An 18,812-nucleotide genomic window follows, 5' to 3' on the forward strand; every position below is an offset into this window, starting at 1 on the left:
GATGGTCACGCGGTCGCGTGGTCCGTATGGGATGCCAATATGAGGTCGGCGGCTTTCTCGCCGATCATGATGCAGGTCGCATTGATGTTGCCCGACGTGATGCGCGGCATGATGGACGCGTCGGCGATGCGCAGGCCCTTCACGCCGCGCACGCGCAGCGCCGGGTCGACTACTGCATTGGGGTCGCCGCCCATGCGGCAGGTGCCGCACGGGTGGTAGATCGTGTTCGACCGGTTGCGCACGTAGTCCAGAATCTGCTCATCGGTCGTCACGGCCTTGCCCGGCAGATACTCCTCAGCGACGACACGATCCATAGGTGACGTGGCGAGCACCTCCCGCACCTTGCGCATTGCGCGAACGAAGAACTGCCGGTCTTCTTCGGTGGCGAGGTGATTCGGATGGATCGCCGGTGGCGTGCGTGGATCCCCGTCGCGCAGCTCGACGCGACCGCGGCTGCTCGGCCACGACTGCGTGACCGACACGGTAAATGCTGAGAACGGATCCGGATACTGGCCGATGCCTGGCACGCTGAACGGCATGAGAAAGGCCTGCGCGTCCACCCTCGGTTCGCTCTCGCGTGTCCGGAAGAACATGCCGGCGTGCGCCGACGCGAAAGTGAGCGGTCCTTGCCGCTGAAACACAAAGCGAGCGCCCATCAGCAAGCGCTTTCTCCAACTGCGCAGATCGTCATTCACTGTGATCGGATCGCGAGTCTTGCACACGACGCGAATCGCAAGATGGTCCTGCAAGTTGCGTCCCACTTCCTCGCGTTGCGCGACCACAGGGATGCGGTGCGCTTGCAACTGCGCCGCCGGTCCCACGCCCGACAGCATGAGCAGTTTGGGCGTATTGAGCGCGCCCGAGCACAGGACCACTTCGCGCGACGCGCGGGCATGCTGAGAGTTGCCGCGCGAGTCCCGGTACGTGACGCCGACGGCTGTGCGGCCATCGAACAGGATGCGCTCGACTTGTGCACGGGTTTCGATGCGCAGGTTGGGGCGGCGCTTGGCTTCGCGTAATGCGCCGATGGCGGAGTTGGAGCGCAGGCCGCGCCGCACTGTGTGGTCATAGACGCCGATGCCGTCTTGCTTCTCGCCGTTGAAGTCGTCGTTGCGCTCGAGTCCGGCGTTGATGCCGGCCGCGATGAAGTGGTCGCAAAGCGCCGACGGTGTACGCGACTTCGTGACACTCACCGGGCCGCCCTTGCCGTGCAGCGGGGTATCGCCCAGGTAGTGGTCCTCCGATTTTCGGAAGTAGGGCAGAACATCGCTCCAGCCCCAGCCGTCGCAGCCGGCTTCTTGCCAGCCATTGAAGTCCTCGGGCTGGCCTCGCACGTGCACCATGCCGTTGATCGCACCCGAGCCGCCCACGACCTTGCCGCAGGCCAGGTACACGCTGCGGTCGCCCAAATGGGGGACCGGTTCGGTCTGAAAAGCCCAGTTCACCTTCTTGTTGGTGATGGTCTTGCCTACCCCGAGCGGAATGTGAATCCAAGGGTTGAGGTCCCAGCCACCTGCTTCCAGCAGAAGAACGGAGTACTTGCCGTCCTCGCTCAGGCGGCTGGCCACGATGGCGCCGGCGCTGCCTGCGCCGACAACGATGAAGTCATGAAGCAAGTCGGCCTGCATGGTGGGCATTTCAGAAATTGCCCACCTTCACCGTCTTGCCGATCTCCTTCCACTTGGCCAGCTCCTTTTCGATGAGCTGGCGAAACTCGGCGGGGGTGCTTGTGGCAGGACGGAATTGCGCACCTTCGAGCCGCTGCACTACATCAGGCATGACGGCCGCCTTATTCATCGCGTCGTTGAGCTTGGCGACGATGGGTTGTGGCAGGTTGGCCGGACCGACCAGGCCATAGAAGAGGTAGTTACCCAAGTCCTTGAGTTCTTGTGCGCCGCTTTCGTCGAGGGTGGGAACATTGGGTAGAGCGGCGACGCGTTGCGCACCTGTGACGCCGATCGCGCGGATCTTGTTGTCCTTGATAAACGGCACCGTGAACGTCGTGATCGCGATGGCGAAATCCAGTGTGCCGGCCGCCATCTCGCGTGCCACCTCCGCGTCGCTTTTATACGGGATGTGCACCAGCTCCGTCTTCGTGAGCATCTTCATCTGCTCGGTCAGGAGGTGGTTGGATGACCCGATGCCAGCGGAGCCGTAGTTCAGTTTCTTGGGGTTCGCTCGGGCATAGGCCAGAAGCTCAGGCACTGTCTGGATCGGCAGATCGTTCCTGACCACGTACATCGCCTCGACCGTCGCGGGCTTGGCGATGAAGGTCATCTGCTTGAGGGGGTCGTAAGGCAGGTCGGTGCGCACGCCGGGGCCTCGCACCATGCTGCTGGCACTCGTCATCATGAGCGTATAGCCGTCCGGCTGTGCGTTCACGAGTGGCGTGATCGCCTGCAACTCAGATGCCCCCGGCTTGTTCTCCACGATGATGGGTGCGCCCAAGATCTCCTGCAGCTTGTGCGCGTAGATACGTGCGATCGTGTCAACACCGCCGCCCGCGGCAAAGCCCACCAGGATCTTGATAGGGCGCGATGGGTATTGCTGCGCTTGCGCAGCGCCCGCAGCGAATGCAAAGGTGCAAGCGGTCGCGATGATCCGCGTAAAAGATATCAATGGCACGTCTGTCTCCTGATGCTAGTTATTAGTCCGAGCCGAGTTGCAGGCGATTCGGCTGTCGCTTCTCGACCGCGTGACGAAGCAGCGCCGCGCTGCGAAAGATGCCGTGGGCAAACTTTCCATAAGGCAGCGTTGCGAAGAGCGCCATCACTGCGCCGAGGTGAAGGCATAGCAACAGCGCGAGCGCCGGCGTGCCACGTCCGATCCATAGCGCCAGTCCGCTCGCGCTGGTGAGGAAAAGCAAGGCAATGAAGCCCAGGTCCATCGGCTTTTGCGCAGCATCGGACTGCAGGGTATGGCGCCGGCGATTGAGGTGCCAGAGTCCCCCGGTGCCGATCATCAGGCTCACGCCTCCCACCGCTCCGAGCAGTTTGGGAAGGCTCGGCAACTCGTAGGGCGCATGCCACCCGAGGACGTAGTGATAGAGCGTCGCGACGGAGGTCGCCGCGAAGCACAAAAGAAAGCCGTAGAAGGTAAAGTGGTGGAAGCGACGCCGACGCAACGTGTACGCATCGTCCTCGTCGTGGCAGCCCTTTCCGTGGCCACCGTCGAGGTACTTGAGGCGCAGCACCGCTTGAGTCGCTTCCGCCACCGCCGGCGCGCTCACGGGCGCGCCGCTGGTCGCGGGCTTCAGCTCGCGCCAGAAACGTGTCACGCCCATTCCTAGCGCGAAGACCACAAACAAAAATACTGGCCCAAAAAGGCTGACTAGCAGGTTGTGCGGAAACAGGTTGTAGAAGTTTCCTTGCAGCGGGGCTCCCCATAGCGTTCCCTTGAACGCCATTGCCAGCATCAGAAACAACGCCAGTCCCGCCGCGAGCGCAAGCGACAGGGTCAATCCGTTGCGTTGATATAACTTGCCCAGCGCTGGTGGCCAGGCGTAGTCGGCGTAGGTCTGGCCCCGCACCTCTGCCATCGCGCGCGGCACGTTCACCGCGAACTCGTGCGGCGGCGCGTACTGGCAGGCATGCAGGCACGCGCCGCAGTTGTGGCAGAGATTGGCGAGATAGTGGATGTCGGCGCGGCCGAACTCCAGCCTCCGCGTCATTGCTGGGAAGACCGCGCAGAAACCTTCGCAATAGCGACAGGCATTGCAGATTTGCATCTGGCGCCCGACCTCGGCCTCGCGTTCGCTCAGGATCGGGATTACAGCCCGCCCGCCGCTACTTGCGAGCGAGGCGGCTTCACGCGTCAGAGCATCAAGCGATTGCATGCCGTGCTTCCTTCAGAGTATTCGCAGCCTTGGCGGCCTGCGTGCCTGCGATGCGACCGAAGGCCGTGCCGATGGCCATCCCGACGCCCGCGGTGTAGCCCTTGCCGAGTACATTGCCGGCCATCATCTCGCCTGCGACGAAGAGGTTGGGGCTTGGACGGCCGTCGAAATGCACGGCTGATTCATCATTCACTCGCAAACCCAGATAGGTAAAGGTGACGCCGGGACGGAGCGCATAGCCGTAGTACGGCGGAGTGTCGATCGGTCGCGCCCAATGCGTCTTGGCGGGCGTCAACCCTTCGGTGTGGCAATCGTCGAGAGCGGTGTGATCGAAGGTGCCGACACGGCAGGCCTCGTTGTAGGCGCTGACGGTTTCGACGAAGGCTGCTTCAGGCAGGCCCAGTTTGCGCGCGAGTTCCGGCAGGCTGTCCGCCACCGTTCCCGGAAATACCGGCGGCATGAAGCGACCGATGGCCTTGCGGTCGATGATCGAATAGCCGATCTGTCCCGGCTGCTGCGCTACCAGCCGGCCCCAGATCGCGTAGCGCTTGGGCCAGAAGTCTTCGCCCTCGTCGTAGAAGCGTTTCGCCTCACGGTTGACCACCACGCCGAGCGACACGCAGTCGATGCGTGTGCAGATGCCACCGTCGTACAGTGGCGCACGGGCGTCGATTGCGACCATGTGCGCCTGTGTCGGATCGCCGATCGAATCGGCACCGGCCTTGATCATCGCCTTGAGTAGCACGCCTTCGTTGAAGCGAGTGCCGCGGATCAGAAAGTTCTCCACCGGGCGCTCGCCACGCTCGTTCACGCCCCAGGCCTCGCTGAGCCACTCGCGGTTGGACTCGAAGCCGCCAGCGGCCAACACGCAACTGCGTGCCTCGATGCGCTCGCCCTTGGCCGTCAGCGCTGCGACAAAGCGGTCACCATCCAGCTCGACCGAGACGATGGGCGTGTCGTAGCGGATTTGTATTCCCAGCTTTTCGGCGCTTCGGAAATAGGCATTGACGAGTGCCTTGCCTCCACCCATGAAGAAGGCGTTGGTGCGCGCCACGTGCAGTGCGCCGGACAGTGGCGGCTGGAAGTGAACGCCGTGGCTGCGCATCCAGTCGCGGCAGGTCGACGATGCACGGATCGCGATCCGGGCGAGGTGCTCGTCAGTGAGTCCACCGGTGACCTTCAGCAGGTCCTGCCAGTACTCTTCCTCGGGATAGGCCTCGACTAGCACATCCTGCGGTGCATCGTGCATGCAGCGCAGGTTGCGGGTGTGCTGGGAGTTTCCGCCGCGCCATTCGCGGGGCGAGGACTCGACCAGCAGCACGCTGGCGCCGGCCTCGCGCGCCATAAGGGCGGCGCACAGGGCAGCGTTTCCGCCGCCGATGACCAGAACATCGATCATGCTGGATTTGCCTTACGTTGTCAGATTTCGATCATTTCGAAGTCGGCCTTGGTTGCCGAGCACTCGGGGCAGATCCAGTTTTGGGGCACGTCGGCCCAGCGCGTGCCGGGCGCAATGCCGTCCTGCGGCATGCCGGCGGCTTCCTCATAGACGAAGCCGCACAGGATGCACTGCCAGACTTTGAAAGGGGTGTCGTTCATGCTGTCTCCAGTTGCGTGTGGCTTGTGCGTGCGGCGATGTTATCATGAGTTCTAACAGTCAACACTAATTCCAATCAGTGGAACTGTTGGACAAGAAAGAACTCTCAATCCAACACGGGTAACCTGCAACCATGACGATCAAGGGCAAGGCTTACATCATTGGGGCGTACGAGCATCCGCTGCGCAAGGCGCCGGATCATTCGCTCGCTCAACTGCACGCCGAAGTCGCTAAAGGCGCGATCGAGGACGCGGGACTGTCCCGCACTGACATCGACGGCTTTTTCTGCGCCGCCGACGCGCCCGGCGCCAACGCCTGGTCGCTGGCAAGCCATCTCAACCTGGAAAAGCTACGCCACATCGATTCGACTGACATGGGGGGGTGCTCGTACCTCATGCATGTCGCGCACGCGGCGCAGGCGATTGCGGCGGGCAAGTGCAACGTTGCGCTCATCACGCTGGCGGGCCGACCCAATTCCGAAGGCAGTTCCGGCACCACCGTGCGTGTACGCGGAACCAACCTGCCGGAATCGCCCTATGAGTTTCCGTACTCGCCGGTCAACCTCAATCTCTATGCAATGAGTGCGAAACGGCACATGCATGAGTTCGGGACCACCTCCGAGCAACTCGCTTGGATCAAGGTCGCAGCGTCGCACCACGCGCAGCACAACCCCCATGCCATGCTGCGCGACTTGGTGACGGTGGAAGAGGTGCTCGCCTCGCCCGTCATCTCCGATCCGCTGCACCGGCTCGACTCCTGCGTGGTGAGCGATGGCGGTGGCGCCATCATCGTCGCACGGCCTGAGATCGCGAAGTCACTCAACCGGCCACGCGTGAAGCTGATTGGTGCCGGCGAGACGACTAAGCACCAGTCGGGCGGCAAGATCGACCTCACCTACACCGGTGTGGCATGGAGCGGGCCGCGCGCCTTTGAGGAAGCGGGCGTGACACCCGCTGATATCCAGTACGCCTCCATCTACGATAGCTTCACCATCACCGTGCTGTTGCAGCTCGAGGACCTCGGGTTCTGCAAAAAGGGCGATGGCGGAAGGTTCGCTATGGATGGGAACCTGATCTCCGGAGTGGGAAAGCTGCCCTTCAACACGGACGGCGGTGGCCTATGCAACAACCATCCCGCCAACCGCGGAGGCATGACGAAGATCATCGAGGCGGTGCGCCAGCTGCGCGGCGAAGCCAATCCCATGGTGCAGGTGCCAAGTTGCCAGCTGGCGCTGGCTACTGGCATCGGGGGGGCCATCGGCCACCGCCACGGCGCCGCCACTGTCATTCTGGAAAGGGAATAAGCCATGCCCACCTTCAACGAAGACCGCAAGATCGCCGATCCACCGCTCAATCCTGGCGATGGACCATTCTTCGACGCGGCCGCGGAGGGGCGCCTCGTGCTCAAGACGTGCCACGCCTGTGGCCAGGCGCATCACTATCCGCGCACGATATGCCCGTTCTGCTGGAGTGCGGATGTGCACTGGGAGGATGCGAAGGGCCAAGGCGAGATCTACACCTTCAGCGTCGCGCGCCGTGGCCCGGGTGCTCCCTACTGCATTGCTTACGTCACGCTTGACGAGGGCCCCACGGTGATGACCAATATCGTTGGCACGGATCTGGACACAGTGCGCATCGGCCAACGCGTACGAGTTGTATTCCGCCATTCGGAGAACGGCACGGCTGTGCCGATGTTCACGCCGATTGCGCCATGAGCGGCACATATCTCTACAGCGCCGTGGACGAGGTGCTGTTCTGCTGGGCCGTGGATGTGGATGGTGCCGCACTCGCCAAGCGCTCGTCGGTCGCGCTGCCGGCGAAGGTGCAATACGCGTGGAGGCACCCGTCGCTGCCCGTGCTCTACGTCAGTAGCAGCAACGGCGGCCCGCGCGTCGCGTCTGACTGCAACTACCTGAGCGCGTTTCGCATCGGGTCGGATGGCGCGCTTGAGGCCCTCGGCGAGCCAGTGGCGCTGCGCAAGCGCGCGGTCCACATGTGCGTGGATGCCAATGGCCGGTTCGCGATCAATGCGCACAACTTTGGCAAAGGCGACCTGTCGGTGCACCGGCTGGACACGGATGGCCGTGTGTTGGATGAAATCCCGCAGGATGGGGGGGTGAACTTCGGGATCTACCCGCACCAGGTGATGGTGTTCCCGTCCGGTCGCACGGTGCTGATCGTGGACCGTGGCAACCACGCACAGGCGAGCAAGCCCGAGGATCCGGGGGCCCTGCGCGCGTTCGACTTGGGCAATGGCACAGCAGGTCCGGTTCAGGTGGTAGCTCCCGATGGTGGCTTCGGCTTCGGGCCGCGTCATGTGGATTTCCACCCTTCCATGCCTTGGCTCTATGTGGCCGACGAGAGGACCAGCCGGCTCTATATGTTCCGCCATGACAACGACCGCTTGGAAGGCGTTCCCGCGTACACGCGCGACATGCTGCGCGAGCCCGATACGGTGCGGCCACGCCAGCTCGGCGGGGCGATCCATGTGCATCCGAACGGAAAGTTCGTGTACGCGGCCAACCGCTGTGATCAATCGATTGAAACGCCGCAGGGCAAGGTCTTCACGGGAGGGGAGAACAGCATCGCCGTGTATGCGATCGATGTGCGCTCCGGGGAGCCGACACTGCTGCAGCACGCGGAAACGCATTCGTTTCATGTGCGCACGTTTTCGATTGACCCAACCGGCCGCCTGCTTATCACGGCAAGCATCAAAGCGCTTTGTCGGCGAACTGAAGGCGTCGTCGAGCCAGTGCCGGCGACCTTGTCGGTGTTCCGCATCTTGGACGACGGTCGCTTGAACTTCGTGCGCACGATCGATGTGGAGACGCCAGGCTCCAGCATGCAGTACTGGATGGGGATGGTGAGCGCGGGCTGAACCCTTTCCGCGCACGGCGCAGCGCGCCAACTTGCAACGCACACTTGAAGATCTTTCAAGCTCATGTCTCGTCCCGTTCGTGGCTGGCGCCTACCATGCGGCCACTACAAGGAGAGCAGTTCATGGCAATGAAGGAACCGGCGCAGATCGCCGTCGGCTATATCGGACTCGGCGCTATGGGCGGCATGCTGGCTCGTCGTCTCCTCCCGACTGCACGGCTGCATATCTGGGACCTCAATGCCTCCGCCGTGAGAACCCTCGAACACGAAGGCGCTATCGCCATGAAGGACGCCGCGGCGTTGGCACAACGATGCGACATCATCTTCTTGTCCCTGCCGCGCACCGCGGACGTCGAGCAGGTGATCCAAGGTGCGGGGGGGTTGTTGCAGGGGCTGAAGCCTGGCGCGCTCGTGGTGGATCAGACAAGCGGCACGCCGGCCGACACCCGCATCATCGCGGCGCGACTGCGCGAAGCAGGTGTGTCGATGATCGACGCGCCGGTGTCCGGCACCACAGCCGCAGCAGCCGTAGGCGAATGCACCGTCTTGTATTCCGGCGGCGCCGAGGACGTGGCGCGTGCCATGCCCTGGTTGCATTCAATCAGCCAGAAGGTGCTGAATTGCGGTGCGCAAGTGGGTGATGCGCAGGCGACCAAGCTGGTCAACAACACCATCAACACCGGTTGCCGGCTCGCGATGTTGGAGATGGCGGCACTGGGCCGCAAATGCGGACTGTCGCTTGCGGCCATTGGGGACGCGCTGAACTCTGGCGAAGGCAGGAGCAGGCCCTCTCAGCTGATGCTCACTGCACTGGTGGAAGGGCGTGCATCCACCAATTTCGCGCTGAAGCATATGCTCAAGGACATCAATCAATCGGTTCAGATGGGAATGGACGGGCGCGCGCTCATGCCCATCGCCGGCATTGTTCGCGGCCTGCTGCAGATCGGCTGCAACACTCTGGGGGAGTCGGCGCAACTCGAAGATGTCGTGAGGTTGGTCGAATCTATGAGTGGCACGCGCATCGTAGGCACCGCGGCCGGTGAATTGCCACCCGCGCGCCAGAAACGTCTGCTGAGCGTTATCGACAAGGCCACCGCCGTCTGCAATCGATGGGTCACTCAGGAGGCGCTGATGATGGGCGTGAAGCAGGGACTGGAACCAGGGCGCCTCGTGGGAGCCGTGCAGGCCAGCTCGGGTTGGAGCCAGGTCCTCGAGAAGCTCGGCGCTGCTGCTGTCTCACTGCCCGATGCGAGCGACCTGGATCTCGTCGCCAGTCATTTGCGCGAAGTGACCGAGCTTGCGATCCGCGAAGGCGCGTCGATCCTGGTGGTCAACGAGGTGCGCAGCAGGATCGAGGCGACTGCGGGCGAGGCAGGCTGAATCGCTTACTTGGCGTCCGAATGAGAGAGCTCAAGCGCCTCCACCTGTGCCTGAGCTCGTAGTGCTTCAAGGAAATGGCTCACGAGTCCTGAGCCCCGTTCGTCCTCCCAAATTGCGCCGATGTCAGGCGAGGGGATCTCTGGAAAGAGGCGCAGATTGTCCAGCACGCCCTGCGAGCGGTAGAGCATCACTTCCGAAGCGGACAGGATAGACAAGTAGTTGCGCTCTTCGTGAAGAAGTTGGACGCGAACCGATGAGTTCGCTTCGACGCAAGGTATAGGCGGAGCCAGGTGCTGGGCGGCGAACGCAGTGTCGAGCGCACCGCGCATCACGGCGCCTACTGGAGGCAGGATCCATGGGTACTGCAGCGTGCTTTCCCAGGTCGCGGGTTGCTGGAGGCACGGGTGCTGCCGGCGCGCGACGACTTGCACGCTGTCGACGAGCAACGGTTCGACGGCAAAGCCCGATGCACGCGCCTGCGCAGCGAGGGCGCCGATGATCATGTCGATTTCGCGTTTGGCCAGCATCTCGAGCAGCTGGGGCAGAGGCGCTTCCGAGACCGAAACAAAAACCCCGGGCCGTGATTCGTGCAGGCGGGCGATCGCACGCGGCAACAGCACGCGCGGCAACCCCGTTCCGACATGCAATCGCCCCTGCAAGCCGGCGCGCACGGCCTTCAAATCAGCATCGGTGCGTTCCACATCGCCCAGCATCCTTGCCGCGTGGGCGCGAAATACCTCTCCGTCGGGGGTCAAGGTGAGCCGGCGAAGACGCAAAAAAAGCGGTCGGCCCACCGCTTCTTCGGCGTCCGCGAGCCAGTGCGAGAGTGCTGGCTGGGTCATGTGCAGGCGCACGGCCGCTGAGGTAAGGCTGCCGGTTTCGTGCACCGCCAGGAACACCTCAAGGTGCCGCAGCTTCAGCCGCCGCGCCCACGGAATTTCATCGAGTTTGCTCGGCATGTGCTTTTGCTTATGGACTCCTTCATTCTATTCATTTGCAAAAGGAATAGTCGAACAGTGACAATGGTTCTGATCAGTGAAACCAAGCAACAAGACCAGGAGACAACATGACGCCTCTCAAATTCACCAGAAGAACCATCGCGGCCCTCGCCTTCGCCTTCGCCGCAACGGCAGGCACGTGCGCCGCGGCGGAGTCCTGGCCAACCCGGCCCATCCGCATCGTGGTGTGCACGGCTCCGGGCGGTGCGACGGATGCGACGACACGGCTCGTCGCGCAGAAGATGAGCGAGAAGCTGGGACAGCCGGTCATCATCGATAACCGTCCAGGTGCCGATACGCTCATCGGCATCCTTCACGTGCGCGAACAACCGGCGGACGGCTATACGCTCCTCGCGCAGTCACTCAATTTCTCGACGCTGCCTTACATCAAGAACAATCCCGGTTACTCGCCCAAGGATTTCACGGGCGTCGGCATGATGTCTCGTATCCCGTTCATCATGCTGGTGGGTGGGAACGAGCCTGTGCGCAGCATCGCCGACTACGTCGCCTTGGCACGCCGGGAGGGCGACAAGCTCAGTTACGGACACGGCGGAGTGGCCGGTGCGCCTCATATTGCAGGCGAACTGTTCAAGCGAGCGTACAACCTGAATCAAGTGCTTGCCGTGCCATACAAGGGAAATGGTGCTGTGATGCCTGATGTCATGGCAGGCCGGGTTTCGTTCTTCTTCGACGCATACGTCAGCAGCGGCGGTCAGATCTCGGGAGGGCGGATGAAGGCGCTCGCCGTGACTTCACAGACCCGTCTGCCCGCGCTGCCCAATGTGCCGACATTCCGCGAATTGGGCACTGACTTTACTTACAGCGTCTGGTTGGGATTGCTCGCCAAGTCGGGTACGCCGCCCGAGGTGGTTAACAAGCTGTCTGAAGCGATCCGGTACGCCCTCGAAAGCAAGGAGGTAGGAGACCGCATTCGCGCGGACGGCTCGGACACGAGTTTTATGACGCCCAGGGACTTTTCCGAGTACCTCGCGCGCGAGTACGCCGACATGGCGAAGGTCGCGGTCGAACTGAAGTTCACCAAGGACTGAGATGCTGGTCACCCCGCTCCCCACTTCGTGCGTTTCGTTCCTTCTCGAGGGGGCCTCTGTCTCCTTGATGTGGCTCCCTGGACTTTAGGACGCCATGCGTCGCATCATGTACCAATCAACAGAAACGTACGACTATATTGTCATTGGCGCTGGATCCGCTGGTTGCGTGCTCGCGCGGCGGCTTTCCGAGGACCCGGGTTCACGCGTCCTGCTGCTTGAGGCCGGACCCGAAGCGGACCAGTTCTGGGTGAAGGCGCCGGCGGGCATGGCCCGGCTGTATTTCCACGAGGAGATGAACTGGAACTACTTCACTGAGCCGATGCCGCAGTTGCATGACCGGCGGATGTACTGGCCGCGAGGCAAGGCGCTGGGGGGCAGCAGCGCCATCAATGGCATGGTCTTCATCCGCGGCCATCGAAGCGACTTCGACACCTGGAAGAACCTTGGCAACCCGGGTTGGGGCTTCGAGGACGTGCTTCCTTACTTCAAGCGCATGGAGCACAACGAGCGAGGCCCGGATGCTTATCGGGGCGTAGGCGGCCCGTTGTGGATCAGCGACCCCGTGATCCGCCACCCCGCTTCGGCCGACTTCATCGAGGCGGCTGCCCGGCTCGGGATTCCGCGTACCGAAGACCTGAATGGAGAGTTGCACGACGGGGTCGGCTTCATGCAGCACAACATCCGCCATGGCAAGCGTCACTCGGCCTACATGGCTTACGTCGAGCCCGTGCGCACGCGCCCGAATCTCACCATCCGCACCGGGGCGTTTGTCAGGCGCATTCTGTTCGAGGGCACTGAAGCCGTCGGCGTCGAGTTGCTAGAGGGCGGCGAGTTGCGCCAAGTTGCGGCCGCGCGCGAAATCATCCTATCGGCGGGCGCGCTGAATTCACCACAGATTCTCATGCTGTCGGGCGTCGGCCCTCCGCAGGAGCTGCAGCGCCACGGGATTGCACAGGTTCTGGCCAGCCCCGGCGTCGGTCAGAACCTCCAAGATCACTTCTACGTGCATACCAGCTATGAGGCGACGCGCAAGAGCTCCTACAACCACGAGATCACGGGATTGCGGAAGTATTGGCAGGGCCTGCGTTACCTGCTCAATGGAAAGGGCTATCTCGCGCTGGGATCTTCGCAGGCCGCCGCGTTTGTAAAAAGTCGCCCAGAGGAGCCATACGCGGACTTGCAAATCAGCTTTCGCCCCATGTCGTTCACCTACCACGGCGATGGCGTGGTGGAAGTGGACGACCGGCCTTCGATTGCTGCTTCGGTGTACCGTCTGCGTCCGGCCGGTACGGGGACAGTAACGCTACGCTCCGCGGATCCGCGCGAGGCCCCCGCGTTCCAGCCGAATTTCCTCTCACACCCCGACGATGTGCGTGCGGTGATTCAGGGCATCAAGACGATCCGTCAGATTCTGGGCACCGAGCCTCTCGCTTCGCGCGTGATCGAGGAGCGGATGCCGGGGCCGCGAGCGCGTACTGATGACGAGATCCTCGAATACATGCGCACGCACGGCAACTCCGCCCACCATCCAGCTGGCACTTGCAAGATGGGCCTCGATGAGCTGGCAGTTGTCGATGAGCGCCTGCGCGTGAGAGGGGCTCGCCGCCTGCGCGTCGTCGACGCATCGATCATGCCGCAGGTCACATCGGGGAACACCAACGCACCGACCATGATGATCGGGGAGAAGGGCGCCGCCATGATCCTACAGGACGCTATCGCGCGCCGGGCCTGAGCAGTATTCGAGTCATTGGAGATAAAAATGTCAGGAAATGAAAATATCGAGAAGGCCGAAAGATCTGGCCAGCAACAAGCACTCGAGTGGATCGGGGCGGGCAAGAAGCGACTCCTGGTCGATGGTCGCTGGATCGAGAGCGCATCCGGAAAAACCTTCGAGACGATCAACCCCGCGACGGAGGCGTGCCTGGCCGAGGTGGCTCAGGCCGACGAGCGAGACGTCAATGCTGCAGTCACTGCGGCCCGGCGTGCATTCGACAGGCCGTCCTGGTCCGGCATCTCGCCCCATGCGCGCGGGCGCTACCTAGAAAGGATCGCCGATGCGATCGAGGTGCATGCCGAGGAACTCGCCGCGCTCGAATCGCTGGACATCGGCGCGCCGTTGAGCTTCGCCCGAACACAGGTGGCGGGCACTGCGGAGCGTTTCCGATACTACGCGGGATGGACGAGCAAGATCTACGGGACTACGAATGCCAGCGACGATTCACGTTTCATCTACATGGTGCGTGAGCCAATGGGGGTGTGCGCGCTCATCAACGCTTGGAACTTTCCGCTCGTGATGGCTGCGAGCAAGCTCGCGCCCGCACTGGCCTGCGGAAATACCGCCGTGCTGAAACCTGCAGAACAATCGCCATTGACGACCTTGCGGCTCGCCGAGCTCATCCAGGAAGCGGGGGTTCCCGACGGGGTCGTCAACATAGTCCAGGGTGATGGTGCGGTGGTCGGCGCCGCCATGGCGGCGCATCCCGACGTAGACAAGATCGCCTTCACGGGGTCCACAGCCGTAGGCCGCAGCATCCTGCAGGCCTCGGCCGGCAACATGAAGAAGGCGACGCTGGAGTTGGGTGGAAAGTCACCCAACATCATCTTTCCAGATGCCGACCTTGACCGAGCGATCGAGGCGTCGGCACTGGCGTTCTGTAGGAATTCCGGTCAGGTTTGCTCTGCAGGGACGCGGCTGCTCGTTCATGAAAGCGTATACGACGAGGTGGTCGCGCGTGTCGCGGCGGTTGCGTCCCGCTACAAGGTGGGCTCGCCCTTTTCGGGCGATACGGATTTGGGACCGCTCATCTCGGCGAAGCAGATGGAGCGGGTGCTTTCCTATGTCGAGGCCGGTCGACGAGAGGGGGCGAAGCTGGTCTTGGGCGGTTCGCGCATCGGCACTGCAGGCTATTTCGTCGAGCCGACCATCTTCGCCGGTGTGACAAATGACATGACAATCGCGAGGGAAGAGATCTTCGGACCGGTGCTTTCCGTCATTGCGTTCAAGGATGAGAAGGACGCCGTCGCCAAAGCCAATGACACTCCGTACGGGCTGGCGGCCGCTGTGTGGACGCGTGACATCGGGCGGGCGCACCGGATGATGCGCGCTATCAAGTCCGGGCGCGTCTGGATCAATACCTACGCTGAATCCGATCCCGTCATGGCCATCGGTGGCTATAAGCAATCCGGGTTCGGGCGCGAGATGGGCGCAGAGTCGATCGACGCATATACGCAAACCAAGTCGGTACTGATGCGCGTGTAGGACGCCCAGATTTCGACCCGCGTGGTAGCACTGGACGCAAAGCCCCGCCGTGGTGGCGCGAAGAATCTGTGGCGGCTTGCCATCAGCGCCAGTGGCATGAACTTTTCCTTCACGCGAAAGGGGGCTAGCCCGGCGCAGCAATGCAATCGGTTGTCTCGGCGCCCGAGATGGCGCCGCGCCAACAGGCACGCTGACCACCCGTTCGCCGTGCAAGAGCGTGAATCCCTTGTCGTGGATGACGATGAGTTAAATCTGCGCTAGGACTTGCACACGCTTTTCCTTCGTGACCGGTCGGGCAAGAAGCCGCAATGCTTTCTTGGTCGGCAGATGTGAGCCTGGCACCCGAAAAATTTGGGGACCTGCTTACCAAGCTGAGCAACGGACATGCGGTTGCAACCTCGCCGATGCACATGCGTCCTTCTGCGTTGGCTATCTGAGACGCCACGGTATCACCCCATCATCTTCGTTCGCCTGGGCATCACTAGACGCACCACTTTGTGAATGCTCAGTGCTCCGGGTCAGCAGGTCGGCCAGAGGCGTAAAGCGGAAAATGGGGGGGCGGTGCTGCTGTTCGTCTACCTGCGCTAGGTAGTGCTCTTATCTGCAGGTTCTGGGCTATGCGCAACAGGGCAGAGCTTGGTAGTCTGATGCGCTCGGAAATCAGGCGCCGTCAGAGGCCGATTTCCTGCCACGTCAAGTTCTCGAAGACGGGGGCATTTGCTGGTCCGGGGCTCTTCATTAGGAGCCGTAACAGCATGCTGAGGGCACCGCGCATTGGGGCGGACCGAGGCCTGCGCATAACCGACGCAGGACTTGCCAGGCAAGCTGGCAAGCCCTGGGCCGATTAGGACTCTTCGCGTGGGTACTGCAGTACCAAGGCTTCGAGGCCTTGGTCGCCTGCTCGAATTTCGAACTCCTGTTCGTTGTTCTCGACCACGACCATTGACCATTTTGGTAGCGTTTCACCGTTGTGCACGATGCTGCCGTTGCCCACGAAGATGTAATAGCCGCCCGCCACCTTCGGGTCGGGACCTTGCACCTTCATGCCCGCGCCGAGGCGCACGACCTGTGCATGCATGCCGTCATCGGCTTCCAGCAAGGTTTCCCATGCCACTTCAGTACGGTGCTGCATGACCGGCTCGATGGAGAAGTGAACCTGCGGAGACGTGAGGTTGCGGCGCTTGCTGGGCTTTAGTCGGTCGCGATAGCCTGGCTCGGAGAGGTAGACCGGCTCAGAGTTGCCCGTGTACATGCGCAATGCCACGAAGCATAGACCCTGAGGCCCAGCGACGATGGGACCGTAGGCGGTGTGGTGGTCCTTGAACTGCACCGTCAGCGGCTTCAGTTCCTTGCCTTGGTTGCCGATAGTGCCGTAGCCGGCAATAAACAACTGGAACATCGAAACGCCGTGGAAGTGCGGCACGACCGACTCGTTGGCCTGCAGCTCGGACATGGTGGCCTGAGGGCCCGTCGCTTCTTTGTTGGAGCTTCGAGGACCGAAGTACGTGGTGCCCCAATGCTTGTTGCCAGTGCCAGGCGAGACGATGTCGATGCGCTTAGACAGTGCGTCTGCTCCGCTTCGTGTATAGATCATGAGAACACTCCGATGGTTAAGTTTAGTTTAGCACAGGTTTTGTTTGTCAATACCGGTTCCAATGGTCGGAACTTCTATTGATCGGGAAGGACCACGTGGCGTGCGAATCCACGCCATTTCGCCAGGTCGCGTTGGATGTATTCGCGGAAGGCTTGGGGGCTGCCCGCTGCGGGCTCGGCATAGAGTCGCTGCTGCACGTGGCTGACGACGTCGGGTTTGCGCGACACTTGGTTGATGGCGTTGTTGAGCTTCGCCACGATTTCGGGCGGCATCCCGGCTGGGCCAAGCAGGCCGTAGTAGCTGTACGGGTCCACGCCGTCGAGCCCCTTGAAGTCGGATTCGGTCAAACTGGGGACGTCTGGCAATGCAGCCATGCGGCGCGTGCCTGTCACGGCCAGTGCGCGGACTTTGCCGCTCGTGATGGAGCCCCGTGCCCCCTGGATCGGCGCGATGCCCATCTGCACTGTTCCGGCCGATATCTCGCGCATGATGTCCGCATCGGCCTTGAATGGGATGTGCTCCATCCGGATGCCAGTGAGGTTGAGTAGGTACTCCGTTTGCAGATGGCTTGAGGCCCCGACGCCTGATGAGCCGTAGTTGAACTTGCCTTCCTTCGCGCTCGCAAGATTCGCCAGTTCGCGCAGGTTGCGTACTGGCAACTGAGGGCTGACGACGAGGACGCCGGGCGCGCTGGCGACCAGCCCGATGATGCTGAAGTCTTTCAGGGGGTCGTACGGCATGGACTTGCGCAAGCCAGGGGACTGCGACAGGGCGCTGGCGGTTCCCATGTAGATGGTGTACCCATCCGGCGCCGCGCCAAGGGTCGACCGGATAGCGAGCATCTGGCCCGCACCGGGTTTGTTGTCCACCACGATGGATGCGCCGAGTTCCTCGCCGATTTTCTGCGCATAGAAGCGCGCGATGGCGTCGGTAGTGCCGCCGGCCGCAAACCCGACGATCATCTTTATCGGGCGCGCAGGGTAGGTGTCGGCAAGGGCCGGCAGTGCGCAGGCGGAAACAGCCGCTGCGGCGATGAGATTGCGGATCGGCTTCATGACGGGGTGTGGCCTCAGGTTCGAGGGTGGTTGGAGCGGATCACTTGTTCAGCGCCGGGGTCGCACCCGGCAGGAAGGCGTCGGCATAGAACTCGGTCGAAGGCAAGCCACGAAGCGATGTGAAGTCGCGTCGAGCCGACTCCACGACGACGGGTGCGCCGCATGCGTAGACCTGATGGCTTGCCAGGCTCGACAAGTCCTGCAGCACAGCCTGGTGCACAAAACCGACGCGGCCGGTCCACGCGTCTTCGGGCAGTGCTTCCGAAACGACTGGGACATAGTCGATGCCGTGATCGGCGGCCCAAGCGCGGGCCAGTTCATGGTGATACAGGTCTGCTGGGCGGCGGCCTCCCCAGTAGAGTGATATCGGCCGGGCGCGACCTTTGCGAAGCTGGTCTTCGATCATTGCCTTGACTGGCGCGAAACCTGTGCCACTGGCGACGAAGACGATGGGCTTTTCGCTATCGGTCCGCACAAAAAAAGTGCCGAGCGGCCCTTCGACCCGGATCAGGTCGCCCACCTTCATTGTGTTGAACACGTGGGTGCTGAACGGCCCGCCGTAGTTGCGCAGGTGCAACTCCATGTACCCGTCTTCGTTGGGTGAGTTCGCGATTGACAGGCTACGACGTATCGCCGGGCTCATCACGATGTCAATGTATTGGCCGGGGTAGAAGGCGAAGTTTCCGTTGACTGGCATCTTGAGGCGGATGCGCATCACATCGGGTGCCAACTTATCGAGCGACTGCACGCGTGTGACCAGGCGCCGCATCGGCGTGGCGGCATCGACGCTGATTGGGCTGCATTCGAGTGCGACGGCCGTGCGCGCCCTGGCTTGGCACGGCAGGGCATAGCCGGACGCGGCGTCCTCGGGGGTGAGGGCGATGGGGTGTACCTGGTAGTTGACTTGGCCTTCCACCAGTCGGGTCTTGCAGGTGCCGCAGGCGCCGTTGCGGCAGCTGTGGGCCAGCAGCAACCCCTGGCGAAGCGCGGCGTCGAGGATGGTTTCCTCCGAGGTGGCCTCGAAAGTACGCCCACCTGGTAGGCAGGTCACGGTCAGTGTGCAGGCTGCGGGGGCCGAAGCGGGAAGCGTGTCGTTCATGGAACGCAAATTTATGCGGAGCCGCGCGTCATGTCAACAAAATGAAATCAGTTTCATTGAATGGAACCAA

16 protein-coding genes are annotated in these 18,812 nt (G+C 62.4%); 7 read left to right on the forward strand and 9 right to left on the reverse strand.

From position 1 onward, the window contains the following. Positions 1-5: 5 nt before the first annotated feature. The 5 genes from AC1RL8_RS07880 to AC1RL8_RS07900 are packed head-to-tail and all read right to left on the reverse strand — an operon-like array spanning position 6 to position 5,434. Positions 6-1,628, reverse strand: a complete 1,623-nt coding sequence (locus AC1RL8_RS07880) for a GMC family oxidoreductase (RefSeq protein WP_492684932.1) — start codon at positions 1,626-1,628, stop codon at positions 6-8. Between the two features lie 10 nt (positions 1,629-1,638). Next, positions 1,639-2,625 (reverse strand): Bug family tripartite tricarboxylate transporter substrate binding protein, encoded by a 987-nt coding sequence (locus tag AC1RL8_RS07885; RefSeq protein WP_492684933.1) that lies wholly within the window; start codon positions 2,623-2,625, stop codon positions 1,639-1,641. Positions 2,626-2,647: 22 nt separating this feature from the next. Continuing rightward, entirely contained in the window at positions 2,648-3,835 is a 1,188-nt protein-coding gene (gene tcuB / locus AC1RL8_RS07890; RefSeq protein WP_492684934.1) for a tricarballylate utilization 4Fe-4S protein TcuB, read from the reverse strand. Next, positions 3,822-5,234, reverse strand: coding sequence for an FAD-dependent tricarballylate dehydrogenase TcuA (tcuA, locus tag AC1RL8_RS07895; protein ID WP_492684935.1), 1,413 nt, complete (start codon positions 5,232-5,234; stop codon positions 3,822-3,824). Before tcuA ends, tcuB begins: the two co-directional genes overlap by 14 nt. A 20-nt stretch (positions 5,235-5,254) precedes the next feature. Then, the gene (locus AC1RL8_RS07900) at positions 5,255-5,434 is read right to left on the reverse strand and encodes a rubredoxin (RefSeq protein WP_492684936.1); all 180 of its coding nucleotides are present in this window, start codon (positions 5,432-5,434) and stop codon (positions 5,255-5,257) included. A 131-nt stretch (positions 5,435-5,565) separates the two neighbouring features. Here AC1RL8_RS07900 and AC1RL8_RS07905 point away from each other — a divergent pair, with 131 nt between their 5' ends. The 4 genes from AC1RL8_RS07905 to AC1RL8_RS07920 are packed head-to-tail and all read left to right on the forward strand — an operon-like array spanning position 5,566 to position 9,688. After that, positions 5,566-6,735 (forward strand): thiolase family protein, encoded by a 1,170-nt coding sequence (locus AC1RL8_RS07905; protein WP_492684937.1) that lies wholly within the window; start codon positions 5,566-5,568, stop codon positions 6,733-6,735. A 3-nt stretch (positions 6,736-6,738) separates the two neighbouring features. Continuing rightward, positions 6,739-7,146: a Zn-ribbon domain-containing OB-fold protein gene (locus AC1RL8_RS07910; protein WP_492684938.1), complete on the forward strand. Its 408-nt coding sequence runs from the start codon at positions 6,739-6,741 to the stop codon at positions 7,144-7,146. Next, positions 7,143-8,309 carry a lactonase family protein gene (locus AC1RL8_RS07915; RefSeq protein WP_492684939.1) on the forward strand — a complete coding sequence of 389 codons (1,167 nt, stop codon included), beginning with the start codon at positions 7,143-7,145 and terminating at the stop codon, positions 8,307-8,309. Before AC1RL8_RS07910 ends, AC1RL8_RS07915 begins: the two co-directional genes overlap by 4 nt. 44 nt (positions 8,310-8,353) lie before the next feature. Continuing rightward, positions 8,354-9,688, forward strand: a complete 1,335-nt coding sequence (locus AC1RL8_RS07920; RefSeq protein WP_492684940.1) for an NAD(P)-binding domain-containing protein — start codon at positions 8,354-8,356, stop codon at positions 9,686-9,688. Positions 9,689-9,693: 5 nt separating this feature from the next. On the opposite strand, the gene AC1RL8_RS07925 is transcribed toward AC1RL8_RS07920, so the two are convergent. Beyond that, positions 9,694-10,647 (reverse strand): LysR substrate-binding domain-containing protein, encoded by a 954-nt coding sequence (locus AC1RL8_RS07925; protein ID WP_492684941.1) that lies wholly within the window; start codon positions 10,645-10,647, stop codon positions 9,694-9,696. 107 nt (positions 10,648-10,754) lie between these two features. Here AC1RL8_RS07925 and AC1RL8_RS07930 point away from each other — a divergent pair, with 107 nt between their 5' ends. The 3 genes from AC1RL8_RS07930 to AC1RL8_RS07940 all read left to right on the forward strand — a co-directional run bounded on the left by AC1RL8_RS07930 (position 10,755) and on the right by AC1RL8_RS07940 (position 14,994). After that, positions 10,755-11,735, forward strand: a complete 981-nt coding sequence (locus AC1RL8_RS07930; RefSeq protein ID WP_492684942.1) for a Bug family tripartite tricarboxylate transporter substrate binding protein — start codon at positions 10,755-10,757, stop codon at positions 11,733-11,735. 94 nt (positions 11,736-11,829) lie between these two features. Continuing rightward, entirely contained in the window at positions 11,830-13,467 is a 1,638-nt protein-coding gene (locus tag AC1RL8_RS07935) for a GMC family oxidoreductase (RefSeq protein ID WP_492684943.1), read from the forward strand. A 27-nt stretch (positions 13,468-13,494) separates the two neighbouring features. Next, positions 13,495-14,994, forward strand: a complete 1,500-nt coding sequence (locus AC1RL8_RS07940) for an aldehyde dehydrogenase family protein (protein WP_492684944.1) — start codon at positions 13,495-13,497, stop codon at positions 14,992-14,994. Positions 14,995-15,838: 844 nt separating this feature from the next. On the opposite strand, the gene AC1RL8_RS07945 is transcribed toward AC1RL8_RS07940, so the two are convergent. From AC1RL8_RS07945 to AC1RL8_RS07955, 3 genes are all read right to left on the reverse strand, one after another. After that, positions 15,839-16,588 (reverse strand): hypothetical protein, encoded by a 750-nt coding sequence (locus AC1RL8_RS07945; protein WP_492684945.1) that lies wholly within the window; start codon positions 16,586-16,588, stop codon positions 15,839-15,841. Positions 16,589-16,662: 74 nt separating this feature from the next. Then, positions 16,663-17,643, reverse strand: a complete 981-nt coding sequence (locus AC1RL8_RS07950; protein ID WP_492684946.1) for a Bug family tripartite tricarboxylate transporter substrate binding protein — start codon at positions 17,641-17,643, stop codon at positions 16,663-16,665. A 40-nt stretch (positions 17,644-17,683) separates the two neighbouring features. Next, entirely contained in the window at positions 17,684-18,742 is a 1,059-nt protein-coding gene (locus AC1RL8_RS07955; RefSeq protein ID WP_492684947.1) for a CDP-6-deoxy-delta-3,4-glucoseen reductase, read from the reverse strand. Positions 18,743-18,812 lie beyond the last annotated feature (70 nt).

This window comes from Variovorax sp. GW822-FHT04E09, assembly GCF_058800845.1.

What these genes read in the sequence shown, in the direction of transcription:
- AC1RL8_RS07880 (WP_492684932.1), bottom strand. Translation starts at nt 1,628, where the DNA reads ATGCAGGCCGACTTGCTTCATGACTTCATCGTTGTCGGCGCAGGCAGC.
- tcuB (WP_492684934.1), bottom strand. Translation starts at nt 3,835, where the DNA reads ATGCAATCGCTTGATGCTCTGACGCGTGAAGCCGCCTCGCTCGCAAGT.
- tcuA (WP_492684935.1), bottom strand. Translation starts at nt 5,234, where the DNA reads ATGATCGATGTTCTGGTCATCGGCGGCGGAAACGCTGCCCTGTGCGCC.
- AC1RL8_RS07900 (WP_492684936.1), bottom strand. Translation starts at nt 5,434, where the DNA reads ATGAACGACACCCCTTTCAAAGTCTGGCAGTGCATCCTGTGCGGCTTC.
- AC1RL8_RS07905 (WP_492684937.1), top strand. Translation starts at nt 5,566, where the DNA reads ATGACGATCAAGGGCAAGGCTTACATCATTGGGGCGTACGAGCATCCG.
- AC1RL8_RS07910 (WP_492684938.1), top strand. Translation starts at nt 6,739, where the DNA reads ATGCCCACCTTCAACGAAGACCGCAAGATCGCCGATCCACCGCTCAAT.
- AC1RL8_RS07915 (WP_492684939.1), top strand. Translation starts at nt 7,143, where the DNA reads ATGAGCGGCACATATCTCTACAGCGCCGTGGACGAGGTGCTGTTCTGC.
- AC1RL8_RS07925 (WP_492684941.1), bottom strand. Translation starts at nt 10,647, where the DNA reads ATGCCGAGCAAACTCGATGAAATTCCGTGGGCGCGGCGGCTGAAGCTG.
- AC1RL8_RS07930 (WP_492684942.1), top strand. Translation starts at nt 10,755, where the DNA reads ATGACGCCTCTCAAATTCACCAGAAGAACCATCGCGGCCCTCGCCTTC.
- AC1RL8_RS07935 (WP_492684943.1), top strand. Translation starts at nt 11,830, where the DNA reads ATGCGTCGCATCATGTACCAATCAACAGAAACGTACGACTATATTGTC.
- AC1RL8_RS07940 (WP_492684944.1), top strand. Translation starts at nt 13,495, where the DNA reads ATGTCAGGAAATGAAAATATCGAGAAGGCCGAAAGATCTGGCCAGCAA.
- AC1RL8_RS07945 (WP_492684945.1), bottom strand. Translation starts at nt 16,588, where the DNA reads ATGATCTATACACGAAGCGGAGCAGACGCACTGTCTAAGCGCATCGAC.
- AC1RL8_RS07950 (WP_492684946.1), bottom strand. Translation starts at nt 17,643, where the DNA reads ATGAAGCCGATCCGCAATCTCATCGCCGCAGCGGCTGTTTCCGCCTGC.
- AC1RL8_RS07955 (WP_492684947.1), bottom strand. Translation starts at nt 18,742, where the DNA reads ATGAACGACACGCTTCCCGCTTCGGCCCCCGCAGCCTGCACACTGACC.